The following is a 15507-nucleotide window of genomic DNA, read 5'->3' on the forward strand; positions in this document are numbered from 1 at the left end:
GGCGCTGAGGCGGGGCTTGGCACGCGGCACAACCGGCGGGACGAATGCGGCGAGGCGAACAAGAAGAGGCAATCGCAGCGGAACGAACACAGCGGGACGAAGACGCGTCCCGCCTGGGGCAAACACGCCGACGGTTTAGGCCGCCCGCAATTGATAGCCGCGCTGGGCTTTGCTGATGTTGTCCGGAGCCAGCCCCTCTACCTGCTTGCCGAGTTCTTTCGCCAGCGCATGGAGCGCCGCTTCGTCGCCACCTTTCAGTTCCAGTTCGACTTCGGAAATCGGCGCGCGGCGGATCTCGCCGTTCACCTCGGCGATAACGTCACCCTGGTCGATCGCGGCTTCGACTTCCGAGCCATCCAGTTCGACATTCCACAGCGTGCGGGTGAAATTCGTGCGGAACAGTTCGATCAGTTCCGGCGCGGCCTGACGCAGGGCTTCCGCGGCGGTGGGCTCGTCACACTGACGCAGCAATGCTTTGATCTCCAGTTTTTCGCCCGCCACGGGCATTTCCCATTCGTGCCGGCTGTGCAGGCCATCCTTGGCGTTGCCCACCGTCTTGAACGTCTGCAGCCAGCCGTCCGGCGTATGCCGCAAACGCAGCGCGCTTTTCGAATTCGCCAGCACCAGTGCCGGCGTGTCGAAGTAGATATTCGCCAACTCGATCGGCCGACCCTTGTCGCCGGTGCGCGCGACGAACCACTGCGTCGCCGCGTTCACCTGGCTCACCGGCAGGGCCAGCTTGATTTCACGTTCCATGCCCATCGTGTGCTCCGCTACGTCCGCTGAATGTTGAAGCCGCGCTTAGAAAAACATCCGCGCAAGTTCCACACCCGGCTCTTCCGCGCGCATGAACGCCTCGCCGACGAGGAACGTGTGCACGTCCATTGCCCGCAGACGTTCGACATCGACGCGCGACAGAATCCCCGACTCGGTAACAACGATACGGTCGTCCGGAATCGATTCGAGCATGCCGATGGTCGTTTCGATCGACGTTTCGAAGGTGCGCAGATTGCGGTTGTTGATGCCGATCAGCGGCGTCTTCAACTTAAGCGATTCCATCAGTTCATTGTGGTCATGCACTTCGACCAGCACCGCGAGGCCCAGCGAATGCGCAAGCGCTTCCAGGTCCTGCATCTGCGAGGTTTCCAACGCGGCAGCGATCAGCAGGATCGCGTCCGCCCCCATCGCGCGGGCTTCGACGATCTGGTACGGATCGACGATGAAGTCTTTGCGCAGTACCGGCAGGTTGCAGGCGGCGCGCGCCTCTTCGAGGTAAGCCACGCTGCCCTGGAAGAACTGCACGTCGGTGAGGACGGACAAGCAGGCCGCACCGTGCTTTTCATACGAACGCGCAATCTCGGCCGGCACGAAGTTTTCGCGCAGCACGCCTTTCGACGGGCTCGCTTTCTTCACTTCGGAAATGACGGCGGCCAGACCGGCCGCGTGTTTCGCGCGCAATGCGCCGACGAAATCGCGGATGTCGCGCGACGACGCTTCGAGGCGCAGTGCTTCGAGCGGCGCGCTCTGTTCAGCCGCGCGGACTTCTTCGCGTTTGACCGCGATGATGCGGTCGAGGATGTCGCTCATGAGTGTCTCGCTACGTAGTTACTGCTTGAATTGCTGGGTGAAACGGATCAGCTCGTCGACCTTCGCCCGTGCCTTGCCACTCGCGATCGCTTCGCGCGCCAACTGGATGCCGTCCGCAATCGACGCCGCCACGTTCGCTGAATAGAGGGCCGTGCCCGCGTTCAGCGTGACGATTTCGCGCGCGACTCCCGGCTTGTTGTCGAGCGCTTCGAGCAGCATCAGTTTGGATTCGGCGGCGTCGGCCACTTTCAGCGTGCGGTTCGACACCATCTGCATGCCGAAGTCTTCCGGATGGATTTCGTACTCGTGGACCTGGCCGTCGCGCAACTCGCCGACTTGCGTGGCCGCGCCGAGCGAAACTTCGTCCATGCCATCCATGCCGTACACCACCAGCACGTGCTTGGCGCCAAGGCGCTGCATCACGCGCACCTGAATCCCGACGAGGTCGGCGTGGAATACGCCCATCAACTGATTCGGCGCACCGGCCGGATTGGTCAGCGGTCCGAGAATGTTGAAGATGGTCCGCACACCGAGTTCGCGGCGTACCGGCGCGATGTTCTTCATCGCCGGATGATGGTTCGGCGCGAACATGAAGCCCATGCCGGTTTCCGCAATCGAAGCCGCCACCTGTTCCGGCTGCAGATCGATATTCACGCCGAGCGCTTCGAGCACGTCCGCGCTTCCCGACTTGCTCGATACGCCGCGGCCACCATGCTTCGCGACCTTGGCGCCCGCCGCAGCCGAAACGAACATGGTTGCGGTGGAAATGTTGAAGGTTTGCGATCCGTCGCCGCCGGTGCCGACGATATCGACGAAGTTCGAGTTGTCCTGCACCTCGACGTGCCGGGCAAATTCACGCATCACCGTGGCAGCAGCGGTGATTTCGCCGATGGTCTCTTTTTTGACGCGCAGGCCGGTGATGATCGCCGCCGACATCACGGGCGACAGTTCGCCGCGCATGATGAGCCGCATCAGATGCAGCATTTCGTCGTGGAAAATTTCGCGGTGCTCGATGGTCCGTTGCAGCGCTTCCTGGGGCGTAATCGACATGATTTCGTCTCTCTTCGTCAAGCGGTGCGGTGGGCGGTAGCGAGCTTCGATTGCTTGACGAAATTCTCAAGCAGCGCGTGGCCGTGCTCGGACAGGATCGATTCCGGATGGAACTGCACGCCTTCAACGGCCAGTTCCCTGTGACGCACGCCCATGATTTCGCCGTCTTCGGTCCATGCGGACACTTCGAGACAGTCAGGCAGCGATTCGCGTTCGATCGCGAGCGAGTGGTAGCGGGTCACGACGAAATGCTTCGGCAGGTCGGCGAACACGCCTTTGCAGTCGGTTTCGATCGTGCTCACCTTGCCGTGCATGATGGTTTGCGCGCGCACCACGCGGCCGCCGAATGCTTCGCCGATCGCCTGATGGCCGAGGCAGACGCCCAGAATCGGCATCTTGCCGGCGAATTCGCGCAGCACGTCGAGGGTGATGCCGGCGTGTTGCGGATTGCTCGGGCCGGGCGACAGGCAAATGCGCTCCGGGTTGAGCTTCGCAATCTCGTCCAGCGTGATTTCGTCGTTCCGATAGGTGCGCACGTCTTCGCCGAGTTCGCCGAAGTACTGCACCAGGTTGTAGGTGAACGAGTCGTAGTTGTCGATCATAAGCAGCATGGTGTGTCTCCGGTCAGAAGTCGCTATCGAGGCCGTCTTGAACCTGCTCGGCGGCGCGCAGCACAGCACGCGCCTTGTTCTCGGTCTCTTGCCATTCGGATTCCGGCACCGAATCCGCGACTACCCCCGCTGCCGCCTGCACATACAGATTGCCGTTTGCGATCACGCCGGTGCGGATCGTGATCGCCATATCCATTTCGCCGGTGAACGACAGATAGCCGACCGCACCGCCGTACAGGCCGCGCTTCACTGGTTCCAGTTCGTCGATCAGTTCCATTGCGCGCACTTTCGGCGCGCCGGACAGCGTGCCGGCCGGGAAGGTGGCGCGCAGCACGTCGAAATTGGTGGTGCCGGGCTTCAGCTTGCCTTCGACCGAACTCACGATGTGCTGCACATGCGAGTACTTTTCGATCACCATCTGATCGGTGACGACCACCGAGCCGATTTGCGAAATCCGGCCTACGTCGTTACGGGCGAGGTCGATCAGCATCACGTGTTCGGCGATTTCCTTCGGGTCGTTCAGGAGTTCGGTCGCGAGCTCGGCATCGCGTTCCGGCGTGTTGCCGCGCGGACGCGTGCCGGCGAGCGGACGAATCGTCACGATGCGATCTTCGCCGCGCTTTTCCTGACGCACCAGGATTTCCGGCGACGCACCGACCACGTGGTGGTCGCCGAAGTTGTAGTAATACATATACGGCGACGGATTCAACGAGCGCAGCGCGCGATACAGCGACAGCGGATTGTCGCGGTACGGCTTGGTCAGACGCTGGCCGACCTGCACCTGCATCAACTCGCCGGCGGCGATGTATTCCTTCGCCTTGCGCACGGCGGCCAGATAATCGTCTTTCGCGAACTCGCGATAGGTCTCGGTGCGCACGCTTGCCGACGTGACCGGCGGCTGCACGGTCGTGCGCAAACGCTGACGCAATTCACGCAGACGCTGTTTGGCTTTTGTGTACGCTTCGGGCTGCGTCGGATCCGAGTACACCACCAGGTAGAGCTTGCCCGCGAGGTTGTCGATCACCGCGACTTCTTCGGTGAGCAGCAACTGAATGTCCGGCAGGTTCAGATCGTCTTTCGGTGCGGTGTGCGCGAGCTTTTTCTCGATGTAGCGCACCGCGTCATAGCCGAAGTAGCCGGCCAGACCGCCCGCGAAACGCGGCAGACCGGGGCGCTGCGCCACTTTGAAGCGACCCTGGAATTGCTGGATGAATTCGAGCGGATCACCCTCGTGCGTTTCGACGACTTTGCCGTCCCGTACGACTTCCGACACGCCGTTGCGGGTGCGCAGCAGCGTGCGCGCCGGCAGGCCGATGAACGAATAGCGGCCGAAGCGTTCGCCGCCCACCACCGATTCAAGCAGGAACGAGTTGGCGCCGTTGCGTTCGGTCTGCGCGAGCTTTAGATACAGCGAGAGCGGCGTTTCGAGGTCGGCGAGCGCTTCGGCGATCAGCGGAATGCGGTTGAAACCCTCGTTGGCGAGGGATTGGAATTCGAGTTCGGTCATGGTCCGATCCTGTACGTACGTCAGACGGCACTATGCGTCGGACAAAGCGGGGCGCGGCGCGCCCGGTCAGGCGTTCGTTCGACGTGTCGACACGATGATACCGACCGGCGCGAGTTTCCCATCGACGCATGCAAGGGATTTCAGCGCACAAGATGTACTTTGCGGGTACACGGAGGCCGAATCAACCGATGCAGCGAAACAAGGTGATGGAAAAAACGCGTGAGCGCAGCGAAGTAAAAAACGGTTGCCGAAGACGAGCTTCAGCGTACCTCAGGCGAGGTTAGCGCGACCAGCGACGCCAGGGCCAGGCTCCCCGGTCGATGCTAATCAGACTCCGTTTTTTATTCAGAAACATGAGGATGAGGGACTTTTCAAGTCGTGGAATGGTGCGCTGCGATAGCCTTGGCGGCATCGAGCAGCGAGGCAACTATACCATCGGATTTTATTTCTTGTATAGCTCGGCCGTGGTTGTAGCCATACGGCAGCGTCAGCGTTGCCATGCCCGCCGCGCGGCCCGCCATCGCATCGTTTTCCGAATCGCCGATGGCAACGGTGGCTTCCGGTGTGACGCCTAGCTGCGCCGCGGCGGTGAGCATCGGCAGCGGATCCGGCTTCTTTTTCGGCAGGCTGTCGCCGCCGAGCACGACGCTGAAATACGGGCTGAGCCCGTATTGCTCCAGCAATTCGACCGCGAAACGATGCGGTTTGTTGGTGACGCAGGCGAGTTTGAGGCCGGCGTCGCGCATGGCGCTGAGGCCGGCTTCGACCTCGGGGTACAGCCGCGTGTGCACACCGTTGATCTTGGCGTACTCGGCCTGATAGATGGCGAGCGCCTCGTCGAAACGGTCCTGCGCGTGGTCCGTTTCGAAGCGCTGGGCCAGCACACTGCGAATCAGATTCTCCGAGCCCTTGCCGATGTAGCCGACCACTTCCTCGCGGGAGGTTTCCGCCGCGTCGAGTTGCGCCAGCATGCCGTTCAGTCCGGCGGTGAAATCGTCGGCGGTATCGATCATCGTGCCGTCCAGGTCGATGATCGCGGCTTGCAGGCGCGGGCCAGTGAAGGTCGGAGCAGGGAACGAAGTCGTCATTTTTAGTGCGGGATGCATGCCGGTTCTCAGAACTCAATCACTGAGCGATCAGTGCTCGATGTTGGCGAGTGCGGCGCGCATCTTGTCGATCACTGCCTTGTGGTCCGGCGCGCCGAAGATCGCTGAGCCTGCCACGAACGTGTCCGCGCCAGCTGCCGCAATTTCCGCGATGTTGTCGACTTTCACGCCGCCGTCCACTTCGAGATGAATCTCGCGGCCGGTCTTTTCCTTGTAGGCGTCGATCCGCTTGCGCGCTTCGCGCAGCTTGATGAGCGCCTCAGGAATGAACGATTGACCGCCGAAGCCCGGATTCACCGACATGATCAGCACCAGATCGACCTTGTCCATCACGTAGTCCAGATAGCTCAGCGATGTGGCCGGGTTGAACACGAGGCCGGCCTTGCAGCCGTGGTCGCGAATCAGCGACAGCGTGCGGTCGATATGGTCCGAGCCTTCCGGGTGGAAGCTGATCAGGTTCGCGCCGGCCTTGGCGAAGTCCGGCACGATGCGGTCGACCGGGCGCACCATCAGGTGCACGTCGATCGGCACGTCCACGTGCGGACGGATCGCTTCGCAGACGAGTGGGCCGATCGTCAGGTTCGGCACGTAATGGTTGTCCATCACGTCGAAGTGAATCCAGTCGGCGCCGGCGGCGACAACGTTGCGGACTTCTTCACCCAGGCGGGCGAAGTCGGCGGACAGGATGCTGGGGGCGATGCGAAATTGCGTCATGGCGGGGGCGGATGCAAGCGGGAAAACGCTATTTTACCGGTTTGTGCGCGTCTGAACCGGCTCGCAGGCGGTTTGAGGCCGGCACTGGAAACGCACGGCAAAGGTGACAAAACGCCCTAGCGGCCCTTGGCCAGAGGGATTTGTCCGGTTGCGGGCGTGCCGCGCATCAAGCAGAATGCCAAACCATAAGTGCCGCTTCGCCATTGCGCCCGCAAACCATTGGCGTTCGGGGCTTCCCGCGATTTTTCACACCCGTTTCACCAGACCGGAATCAGGATGAGCCAGTACGAATTCAGCGTCTCGGCGCAGGTGCAGTATCTGCCCGAAGAGTCGGACCCGGAGCGCCGCCAGTATGCGTTTGCATACACGCTGACTATCCGTAACAGCGGCCAGGTGCCCGCACAGTTGATTGCGCGTCACTGGGTCATCACCGACAGCGACGACAATGTGCAGGAAGTAAAGGGCCTGGGCGTGGTCGGGCACCAGCCGCTGCTCAAACCGGGCGAGCACTTCGAATATACGAGTTGGGCCGTGATCGCCACGCCCGTTGGCACCATGCGCGGCGAGTATTTCTGCGTGGCGGAGGACGGCGAGCGGTTCGACGCACCCGTGCCCGAGTTCATTCTGCGTATGCCGCGCACTTTGCATTGAACCGAGGCCGTGGCTCGCGGTCTTTAAGAAGCTTTACGGCGTAGCCTTACTGGGATTTTTGCTGCTTTTGCTGCTCATGGGTGGCGGCGCGCGCGGCCTTTTTCTTGCCGGATGACGTCCATACAACGATAAAGACGAGCAGGAAGAGCGCGAGGAGCGATTCCAGCGCGAAGATGAGCATCGGGTATTCGTCGAACAAATCAGACATGGCGGTTTCCATCAAGAACGAACATTGTATGCGTTTTGTCCGCACAGCCGGAGCATGGCTTGGCGCGCTTTCTGTTGCGGTGATGCTGGCTTCCTGTGGTGGTGGTGGCGGCGCGGTCCGGCCTTCAGTTTCGCCGCCCACGGGTGCTGCGATCATACCCGGGCAGATCGCCGCGACGCGACTCACCGCGGTAGCCTGGCAGCAGGTGCCAGGGTGGCAGGACGATTCGCTGATCGGCGCAACGGCTGCGTTGCGGCAAAACTGCCTGAGGCTTGCGCGTCAACCGAACTGGGCCCGCGCATGTGCGGCGGCCTCGCAGATCGACGATCTGGACGTCACCAGTGCGCGGGCGTTTTTCGAGGCGTATTTCACGCCGTTCCAGTTAGCCAATAACGACGGCACGCTCGATGGTCTCGTCACCGGCTATTACGAGCCGTTGTTGCGCGGTTCGCGCACGCGGCATGGCGTGTATCAAACAGCACTGTACCGCTGGCCATCCGGTTATCGTGCTGGTGCGCCACTGCCGCCGCGTGCGCAACTCGAGCGTGCGGGCGTGCTCAACGGCAATGAACTCGTGTGGGTCGATGATCCGATCGAGGCCTTCTTCTTGCAAGTGCAAGGCTCCGGGCGCGTCGTGATGGAAGACGGCAGCGTGATGCGGGTCGGCTTTGGCGGCACGAACAATCAGCCGTACAAGTCGATTGGGCGGTGGCTGCTCGATCGCGGCGAATTGACGCCAGCGCAGGCGACCATGCAAGGCATCAAGGCATGGGCGCGTGCGAATCCTACGCGGGTCGACGCGTTGCTCGATACGAATCCGCGTTTCGTGTTCTTCCGCGAGATGCCGTCGGGTGAGAGTGCGCCGAGCGGCGGCGCGGATGGTCCGATCGGTGCGCTGGGTGTGCCGTTGACGCCGGAGCGGTCGATCGCGGTGGATCCCACTTCGATTCCGCTCGGGACACCGGTGTTCTTGCAGACCACGCGTCCGTTGACAAACTCGCCGATGAATCGCCTCGTCTTTGCTCAGGACACGGGTTCCGCGATCAAAGGCGGCGTGCGCGCGGATTACTTCTGGGGCCTCGGCGACGATGCCGGCGATCTGGCCGGCAAGATGAAGCAGGGCGGCCGGATGTGGTTGTTGCTGCCGAATTCGTGAGGGTATAGATAACGGCGCTGATGCCGATCAGCGCCGTTATCAGGCAGTAATCTTCGGCGTTTCGCTTAAAGCCCCGACTTCCGCTTGTCCACCACCCGCCGTGCTTTGCCTACCGAACGCTCGATGCCGTTCACACCCAGCACGTTCACGATCGCGCTCACGCCGATCAGCGCCTTGATGTCGTAGGTTAGCGCCTGTTTTGCCGTGGTCAGCGCGGCAGTATCCGGCGCTGATTCCGGGCAGGGCTCGACATTCAACGTCAGTACATCGAGCGGGCCTTCCTTGGTTAGCACGATCTGATAGTGAGGCGCGAGGGCGTGCTGCTTCAGTAGCAATTCTTCGATCTGCGTCGGGAACACGTTGACGCCGCGCACGATCATCATGTCGTCCGAACGGCCCGTGATCTTTTCCATCCGGCGCATGGTGCGTGCGCTGCCCGGCAAGAGGCGCGTCAGATCGCGCGTGCGGTAGCGGACGATCGGCAGTGCTTCCTTGGTCAACGACGTGAATACCAGTTCGCCGAGTTCGCCGTCCGGCAGCACTTCGCCGGTTTCGGGGTCGATGATCTCGGGATAGAAATGATCTTCCCAGATGGTCGGGCCGTCTTTGGTCTCCACGCATTCCGAGGCGACGCCAGGTCCCATCACCTCAGATAGGCCGTAAATATCGACCGCGTCGATGCCCATGCGCTTTTCGATTGCCTGACGCATGTCGTTGGTCCACGGCTCGGCGCCGAAGATACCAAGGCGCAGCGAGCAAGTCGCCGGATCGACGCCTTGCCGTTCGAGTTCGTCGGCGATCGACAGCATATAGCTCGGCGTCACCATGATGATGTCGGGACGGAAGTCCTGAATCAGTTGCACCTGCTTTTCAGTCTGACCACCGCCGAACGGGATCACAGTCAGTCCTGCACGCTCTGCGCCGTAGTGTGCGCCCAGGCCGCCTGTGAACAAACCATAGCCGTAGCTCACGTGAACTTTGTCGCCGCGCTTCGCGCCTGCGGCACGGATCGAACGTGCGACGAGATTCGCCCACGTATCGATATCGCGCGCCGTGTAGCCGACAACCGTCGGCTTGCCCGTCGTACCGGACGACGCGTGGATCCGCGAGATCTGTTCCTGCGGCACGGCGAACATGCCAAACGGGTAGCTGTCGCGCAGATCCTTCTTGGTGGTGAAGGGAAAGCGCGCCAGGTCCGCGAGCGTCTTCACTTCGCTCGGGTGGACGCCGGCTTCATCGAATTTGCGCCGATAGACCGGCGAATTCTCATAAGCGTGGTTCAGCGACCATTTGAGCCGTTCGAGTTGGAGCGCGGCGAGGTCGTCGCGGCTGGCTGTCTCGATAGGATCGAGCGGGAGGGCGGTGGTCATCGAATGTCTCCTTGCTGCCTCAATGCTTGGGTCTGGTGTGCGATGCGCTTGCGCGCAAAAACCGGGGACTTGCTGCTATCTATGTGAGTGCTGCCAATGTGTCGCGAACGCGTCGCGACTCTGCTGTTCAGGCTGGTGTTCAATCGCCCGTGGGAATCAGGTTGCCCTTGATCTGCGCAGATTTGCCGCGAAACATCGCCACGGTTTCCTCTGCGCGATTCGTGACGCGAATATCGTAAATACCGGTGCGGCCGCTCAGCGTTTGCTCGACCGCCTCAGCCGTCAACACGTCGCCGCCTTTTACTGGCCGCAGGAACTCGATCGAGCAGCCTGCGGCGACAGTGTTGAGGTTGTACGTGTTGCAGGCGAAAGCGAACGTCGAATCAGCGAGCGTGAAAATCAGGCCGCCGTGGCAAATCTGATGGCCGTTCAGGAAGTCGTCGCGTACGGCCATGCGCAGGCGCGCGTACCCTGGGCGCACTTCTACGATTTCGAGTCCAAGCGCCCGGCTGCACGCGTCGTTTTCGTACATGGCGGCCGCGGTTGCGCGGGCGAGTTCGTCGGGTGTCATTTGGGCCGGGTGGATCGCTTGTGCGGACATATCAGCGACCCTCGAAGCGCGGCGCGCGTTTTTCCACGAACGCCTGCACGCCTTCCGCGTAATCGTGGGAAGCACCGAGTTCGCGTTGCAGATCGCGTTCGAGATCGAGTTGCTGATCCAGGGTTTGTGTCGCACCCGCGCGCATGGCCTGCTTGATCGCGGCGATGGCGCGCGTGGGCTGCTGCGCCAGTTGTGCCGCTAGTTTGCTTGCTGTGGTGGCTAGCTCGGTGTCATCAACCGTTTGCCAGATCAGCCCCCAGCTTTCGGCTTTCTCCGCGCTCAGTTTGTCACCGGTGATGGCAAGACCCAAGGCGCGTGCCATGCCGACGCGTTGGGGCAGGAACCAGGTGCCACCCGAGTCCGGCACGAGGCCGATCTTGACGAATGCCTGGATGAAGCTGGCCGAACGCGCGGCAAGCACGAGATCGCAAGCGAGTGCCAGATTGGCGCCGGCGCCGGCGGCCGTGCCGTTCACCGCAGCAATCACGGGCAATGGCAGTGCTTGCAGGCGGCGAATCAGCGGATTGAAATGCGCGTCGATCAGTTCGCCCAGATCGGTCATCGCGCCTGGCGTGAAGTCGAGATCCCCGAGATCCTGTCCCGCGCAGAAGCCGCGGCCCGCTCCGGTCAGAACGAGCGCGCGAGCGCCGGACGCTTCGACCTCGCCGAGTGCGGCGCTCAATTCCTGGTGCATCGCGCGCGTAAAGCTGTTGAGCTTGTCCGGGCGGTTCAGCGTGATAGTCGCTACTTGGCTCGATGCGTCCAGGTCGACGCGAATCGCTTCATATGACATTGGGTGTCTCCTCAAAGTCTCTTTGACCGGTGGGCATGGCGGCGTTGTAATCAGACCCGCTCGATCACCAATGCGATGCCTTGACCCACGCCGATACACATCGTGCAAAGCGCAAAGCGCAAAGCGGCCGTTGATTCGTTCCAGCTGATAAAGCGCAGTGGTGATCAAACGCGCGCCGGACGCGCCGAGCGGGTGACCGAGCGCAATCGCTCCGCCATTTGGATTGACGCGTGGATCGTCGTCGCGCAGACCGAGCGTGCGCAAAACCGCCAGCCCTTGCGATGCGAAGGCTTCGTTCAACTCGATCACGTCGAATTGCTCGAGTGTCATGTTCAGTTGCTTCAACAGCTTTTGCGTAGCCGGCGCCGGGCCGATGCCCATGATGCGCGGCTCCACGCCCGCCGTTGCCATGCCCACCACACGTGCGCGACGACGCAATCCGTATTGATCGGCAGCTTCCTGATTCGCGAGCAACAGCGCGCAGGCGCCGTCGTTCACACCCGATGCATTGCCGGCCGTTACGCTGCCATCGAGGCGGACCACGCCCTTGAGCTTGCCCAGGCTTTCGAGCGACGTTTCGCGCGGATGCTCGTCGAGCGTCACGCGGACGGGGTCGCCTTTCTTCTGCGCAATTTCAACGCCGACGATTTCCTGAGCCAAAGTGCCATCGCGCTGCGCACGGGCTGCTTTTTGCTGGCTCGACAGCGCAAACGCGTCCTGATCCGCACGGCCTATGCCGAACTCGACGGCGACGTTTTCCGCGGTCTCCGGCATCGAGTCGACGCCATATTGGCGCTTCATCAGCGGATTGATGAAGCGCCAGCCGATAGTCGTGTCGTAAATATCAGCCTGCCGCGAGAACGCACTGCTGGCCTTGCCCATCACGAACGGCGCGCGCGTCATGCTTTCGACACCGCCTGCAATCATCAGCCGCGCTTCGCCAGACTTGATGGCGCGAGCAGCCGTGCCGACCGCGTCCATGCCCGAGCCGCACAGGCGGTTGATGGTTGCGCCCGGCGCATCCGTGGGCAAGCCGGCCAGCAATGCGGACATACGAGCGACGTTGCGGTTGTCTTCACCGGCGTGATTGGCACAGCCGTAGATCACGTCGTCAATTGCCCGCCAGTCGACACCGGGATTGCGCTCGATCAGCGCCTTGATCGGCACCGCACCGAGGTCATCCGCGCGGACATCTTTCAGGGCGCCGCCGTAACGGCCGATTGGGGTGCGAATCGCGTCGCAAATGAAGGCGTCGTTCATGTGGGTTCCTGCTGGGGCGGATCGGCGGGACATGCCGATCCGATGTCTCATGTTAGTTGGGGCGCACGGCTCGGTCCATTCGGCCAAACGGCATAGGACGAAAGCCGTGCTCTTGTCTTATGCCATTCAGCCAGCTACCGCCGGTGCCGCTTTCGGTTCAACATGAACACGGCTTTGAACGACGCGGAAGCGGTTCGCGACAAAGGCTGCGTCGGCCAGCGCGGCATTTGCCGCGGGGTTTGCGCCCGTGCCGTGGAAGTCGGAGAAAGCCGCCGACTGATTGACGAAAACGCCGCCCGTCAAATTGATCGAGAGTGCTACGCCGCCGCGGATCGATGCTTCGTGCGCCTCTTCGAGCACGGCTTCGTCAATGCTGTAGACCGACAGCGTCAGCGCACCGTGCTCGGCAGCGATTGCGCCGGCAAGGTCGAGCGACTGAGCTGTCGAATCCGTCGCGATCACGAACGAGATTGGGCCGAACCATTCTTTGGTGAACTGCGCGTGGTCGGTGGCGGCATCCAGTTGGAGCACGAGCGGCGTACGCACGCGGGCACCGGCAAAAGCCGGATGTTCGAGCGACTGGCTTTCTACTAGAACGCGGCCAAGCTTGGCAGCTTCGCCGATACGCTGGGTTACGCCCTCGTTCTGGATCGCGCCGAGCAGTTCGACAGCGCGCGCTGGGTCCGCAGCCAGTTTTTGCACTGCGCCGGCGATAGCTTGGGCGACTTCGTCGAAACCGAGTTCGCCGTCAGCGGTGCGGATGCCGCCGCGCGGTACGTAGATGTTTTGCGGGGCGGTGCACATCTGGCCCGAGTACAGCGCAAGCGAGAAGGCGATATTGCGAGCGGCGGCTTTGATGTCGTCCACCGAGTCGATCACGATCTGGTTGACGCCGGCTTTTTCGGTGTAGACCTGAGCCTGATGCGCATTGCGCTCGAGCCACGTGCCGTTTTGCGTGCTGCCCGTGAAGTCGATGAGCTTGATTTCAGGGCGCAGTGCCAAGTCCTGGACGAGCGCGCCGTCGTTCGGTTCCGTGGCCAGCAACGTGACGACGTTCGGATCGAAACCGGCCTCGCGCAGCACATCACGTGCGATGCGTACGGTCAGCGCGAGCGGCAGAATCGCGCCCGGATGCGGCTTGACGATGACCGTGTTACCCGTGGCCAGATCGGCGAAGAGGCCCGGGTAGCCATTCCATGTCGGGAAGGTGCAGCAGCCAAGCACAAGACCGGTGCCGCGCGGCACGACGGTGTAGCGCTTGTGCATGGCGAGCGGCGGATTTTTGCCTTGTGTCTTTTCCCAGTGGGCATCAGCAGGGATGCGGCGCAGTTGGTCCCACGCGTACACGACCGCTTCGAGCGCACGGTCTTGTGCATGCGGGCCACCGGCCTGGAAGGCCATCATGAATGCCTGACCGGTCGTGTGCATCACGCTGTAGCCGATTTCGAAGCTGGCGCGATTAACGCGCGCGAGGATTTCGAGGCATACACCGATCCATGCCTGGGGGCCGGCCGCGCGCCAATCGCGCTGCGCGACGGCGGCTGCGGCGATCAACGCGTCAGGATCGGCTTTCGGATAGCGCACGCCGAGCGGGAACCCGAACGGCGAGACTTCAGCGCCGACGGTTTCTCCGGTCGACGGCTGGTCCAGTTCGAACGTCTTGTTCAGGTGCGCTTTGAATGCGGCTTCGCCGTCTGCGCTAGCGGTTTCCCCGTACACTTTCGGACTGGGCATCTCGACGAACGGACTCCAGTAACCGCGCGCTTCAATCGCGGTAAGTGCCTTTTGCAGCGTGTCTTCGTGCTTGGTGAATAGCGGGTGTGTCATGGCAGAGGGGCTTGGCTGTGCGTTGGGAAAAGCCTGTCGAATAATTGACCGACCGGTTGGTTGGTTAATGGTAGCATTACTGAGACGGCCGCGCGAAGCGTTTTTTTGCGCGCCATTAACCATTAGGAGGCGGCATGGCTTACGAGAGCATTCTGGTTGAGACGCGGGGACGGGTCGGTTTGATCACGTTGAATCGCCCGAAGGCGTTGAACGCGCTGAACGACGCGTTGATGGACGAACTGGGCGCTGCACTGCGCGAGTTCGATGCCGACGAAGCGATTGGTGCGATCGTGGTGACGGGGAGCGAGAAAGCGTTCGCCGCCGGGGCCGACATCGGCATGATGGCGACCTATACCTATATGGATGTCTACAAAGGCGACTACATCACCCGCAACTGGGAAACGGTGCGCTCCATCCGTAAGCCGATCATTGCCGCAGTGGCGGGCTTCGCGCTTGGCGGCGGTTGCGAGCTGGCGATGATGTGCGACATTATTTTCGCCGCCGACACGGCGAAGTTCGGCCAGCCGGAAATCAAGCTCGGCATCATGCCGGGGGCAGGCGGCACGCAGCGTCTGCCGCGCGCCGTCTCAAAGGCAAAAGCGATGGACCTTTGCCTGACCGCCCGCTTCATGGACGCTGCCGAGGCAGAACGCGCCGGATTGGTCTCGCGAGTGATTCCCGCCGCTTCCCTGCTTGACGAGGCAGTGGCCGCGGCCGCGACCATCGCTGAATTCCCGCTGCCGGCGGTGATGATGGTCAAGGAATCGGTCAATCGTGCGTACGAAACGACGCTCGCTGAAGGTGTGCATTTCGAGCGCCGACTGTTTCATTCGCTCTTCGCTACTGAAGATCAGAAGGAGGGGATGGCCGCGTTCGTTGAGAAGCGCAAACCGGTTTTCAAGCATCGGTAATACGCTTGTCAAAATAACGCTTGCAAGGCACGGTCCGGCTCGCTAGAATCTCGCTCTTTCGTGCTTCGGACGCCGGGGCACGGGAGGCGGGAGAGCCAGCAGTGGCAAGGCTTTCAGCGAAGTGAGCGGGTTGAGAAAGTTAAAAAAACCTGTTG

15 protein-coding genes and 1 pseudogene are annotated in these 15507 nt (G+C 62.0%); 3 read left to right on the forward strand and 13 right to left on the reverse strand.

Features of this window, described 5'->3' with window-relative positions:
• Window positions 1-135 precede the first annotated feature (135 nt).
• The 7 genes from GNZ12_RS18390 to rpe all read right to left on the reverse strand — a co-directional run bounded on the left by GNZ12_RS18390 (window position 136) and on the right by rpe (window position 6575).
• Entirely contained in the window at window positions 136-762 is a 627-nt protein-coding gene (locus GNZ12_RS18390; protein WP_172312242.1) for a CYTH domain-containing protein, read from the reverse strand.
• Between the two features lie 39 nt (window positions 763-801).
• Window positions 802-1587: an indole-3-glycerol phosphate synthase TrpC gene (gene trpC, locus GNZ12_RS18395; protein ID WP_172312244.1), complete on the reverse strand. Its 786-nt coding sequence runs from the start codon at window positions 1585-1587 to the stop codon at window positions 802-804.
• A gap of 18 nt (window positions 1588-1605) precedes the next feature.
• Complete coding sequence (gene trpD, locus GNZ12_RS18400; protein ID WP_028199694.1) at window positions 1606-2637, reverse strand: anthranilate phosphoribosyltransferase; 1032 nt, start codon at window positions 2635-2637, stop codon at window positions 1606-1608.
• 17 nt (window positions 2638-2654) lie between these two features.
• A complete protein-coding gene (locus GNZ12_RS18405) occupies window positions 2655-3248 on the reverse strand; it encodes an aminodeoxychorismate/anthranilate synthase component II (protein WP_172312246.1) in 594 nt (197 codons plus the stop codon).
• A 13-nt stretch (window positions 3249-3261) separates the two neighbouring features.
• Window positions 3262-4755, reverse strand: a complete 1494-nt coding sequence (gene trpE / locus GNZ12_RS18410) for an anthranilate synthase component I (protein WP_172312248.1) — start codon at window positions 4753-4755, stop codon at window positions 3262-3264.
• Between the two features lie 371 nt (window positions 4756-5126).
• Window positions 5127-5843 (reverse strand): phosphoglycolate phosphatase, encoded by a 717-nt coding sequence (locus GNZ12_RS18415; protein WP_172312271.1) that lies wholly within the window; start codon window positions 5841-5843, stop codon window positions 5127-5129.
• A gap of 48 nt (window positions 5844-5891) precedes the next feature.
• Window positions 5892-6575, reverse strand: a complete 684-nt coding sequence (rpe, locus tag GNZ12_RS18420; protein ID WP_172312250.1) for a ribulose-phosphate 3-epimerase — start codon at window positions 6573-6575, stop codon at window positions 5892-5894.
• A gap of 276 nt (window positions 6576-6851) precedes the next feature.
• On the opposite strand from rpe, the gene apaG reads away from it, so the two are divergent.
• Window positions 6852-7226, forward strand: a complete 375-nt coding sequence (gene apaG, locus GNZ12_RS18425) for a Co2+/Mg2+ efflux protein ApaG (protein WP_074282095.1) — start codon at window positions 6852-6854, stop codon at window positions 7224-7226.
• A gap of 46 nt (window positions 7227-7272) precedes the next feature.
• Here the strand turns inward: apaG and GNZ12_RS43940 are convergent, their stop codons facing one another.
• The gene (locus tag GNZ12_RS43940) at window positions 7273-7446 is read right to left on the reverse strand and encodes a hypothetical protein (RefSeq protein ID WP_159001975.1); all 174 of its coding nucleotides are present in this window, start codon (window positions 7444-7446) and stop codon (window positions 7273-7275) included.
• 16 nt (window positions 7447-7462) lie between these two features.
• Between GNZ12_RS43940 and mltA the strand changes: the two genes are divergently transcribed.
• Window positions 7463-8590 carry a murein transglycosylase A gene (gene mltA, locus GNZ12_RS18430; protein WP_216673258.1) on the forward strand — a complete coding sequence of 376 codons (1128 nt, stop codon included), beginning with the start codon at window positions 7463-7465 and terminating at the stop codon, window positions 8588-8590.
• Window positions 8591-8655: 65 nt separating this feature from the next.
• Here the strand turns inward: mltA and paaK are convergent, their stop codons facing one another.
• The 5 genes and pseudogenes from paaK to paaN form a co-directional block, all read right to left on the reverse strand.
• Window positions 8656-9960, reverse strand: a complete 1305-nt coding sequence (gene paaK / locus GNZ12_RS18435; RefSeq protein WP_172312252.1) for a phenylacetate--CoA ligase PaaK — start codon at window positions 9958-9960, stop codon at window positions 8656-8658.
• A gap of 139 nt (window positions 9961-10099) precedes the next feature.
• A complete protein-coding gene (paaI, locus tag GNZ12_RS18440; protein ID WP_172312254.1) occupies window positions 10100-10561 on the reverse strand; it encodes a hydroxyphenylacetyl-CoA thioesterase PaaI in 462 nt (153 codons plus the stop codon).
• A gap of 1 nt (window position 10562) precedes the next feature.
• Window positions 10563-11354, reverse strand: coding sequence for a 2-(1,2-epoxy-1,2-dihydrophenyl)acetyl-CoA isomerase PaaG (gene paaG / locus GNZ12_RS18445; protein ID WP_172312256.1), 792 nt, complete (start codon window positions 11352-11354; stop codon window positions 10563-10565).
• A gap of 50 nt (window positions 11355-11404) precedes the next feature.
• Window positions 11405-12614, reverse strand: a pseudogene (pcaF, locus tag GNZ12_RS18450) (3-oxoadipyl-CoA thiolase).
• A gap of 126 nt (window positions 12615-12740) precedes the next feature.
• A complete protein-coding gene (gene paaN, locus GNZ12_RS18455; protein WP_172312258.1) occupies window positions 12741-14441 on the reverse strand; it encodes a phenylacetic acid degradation protein PaaN in 1701 nt (566 codons plus the stop codon).
• Window positions 14442-14575: 134 nt separating this feature from the next.
• Here paaN and GNZ12_RS18460 point away from each other — a divergent pair, with 134 nt between their 5' ends.
• Window positions 14576-15352: an enoyl-CoA hydratase gene (locus tag GNZ12_RS18460; protein WP_172312260.1), complete on the forward strand. Its 777-nt coding sequence runs from the start codon at window positions 14576-14578 to the stop codon at window positions 15350-15352.
• The last annotated feature ends 155 nt before the right edge of the window (window positions 15353-15507 follow it).

The sequence above is a fragment of the Paraburkholderia solitsugae genome (assembly GCF_013177695.1).
GTDB lineage: Bacteria > Pseudomonadota > Gammaproteobacteria > Burkholderiales > Burkholderiaceae > Paraburkholderia > Paraburkholderia solitsugae.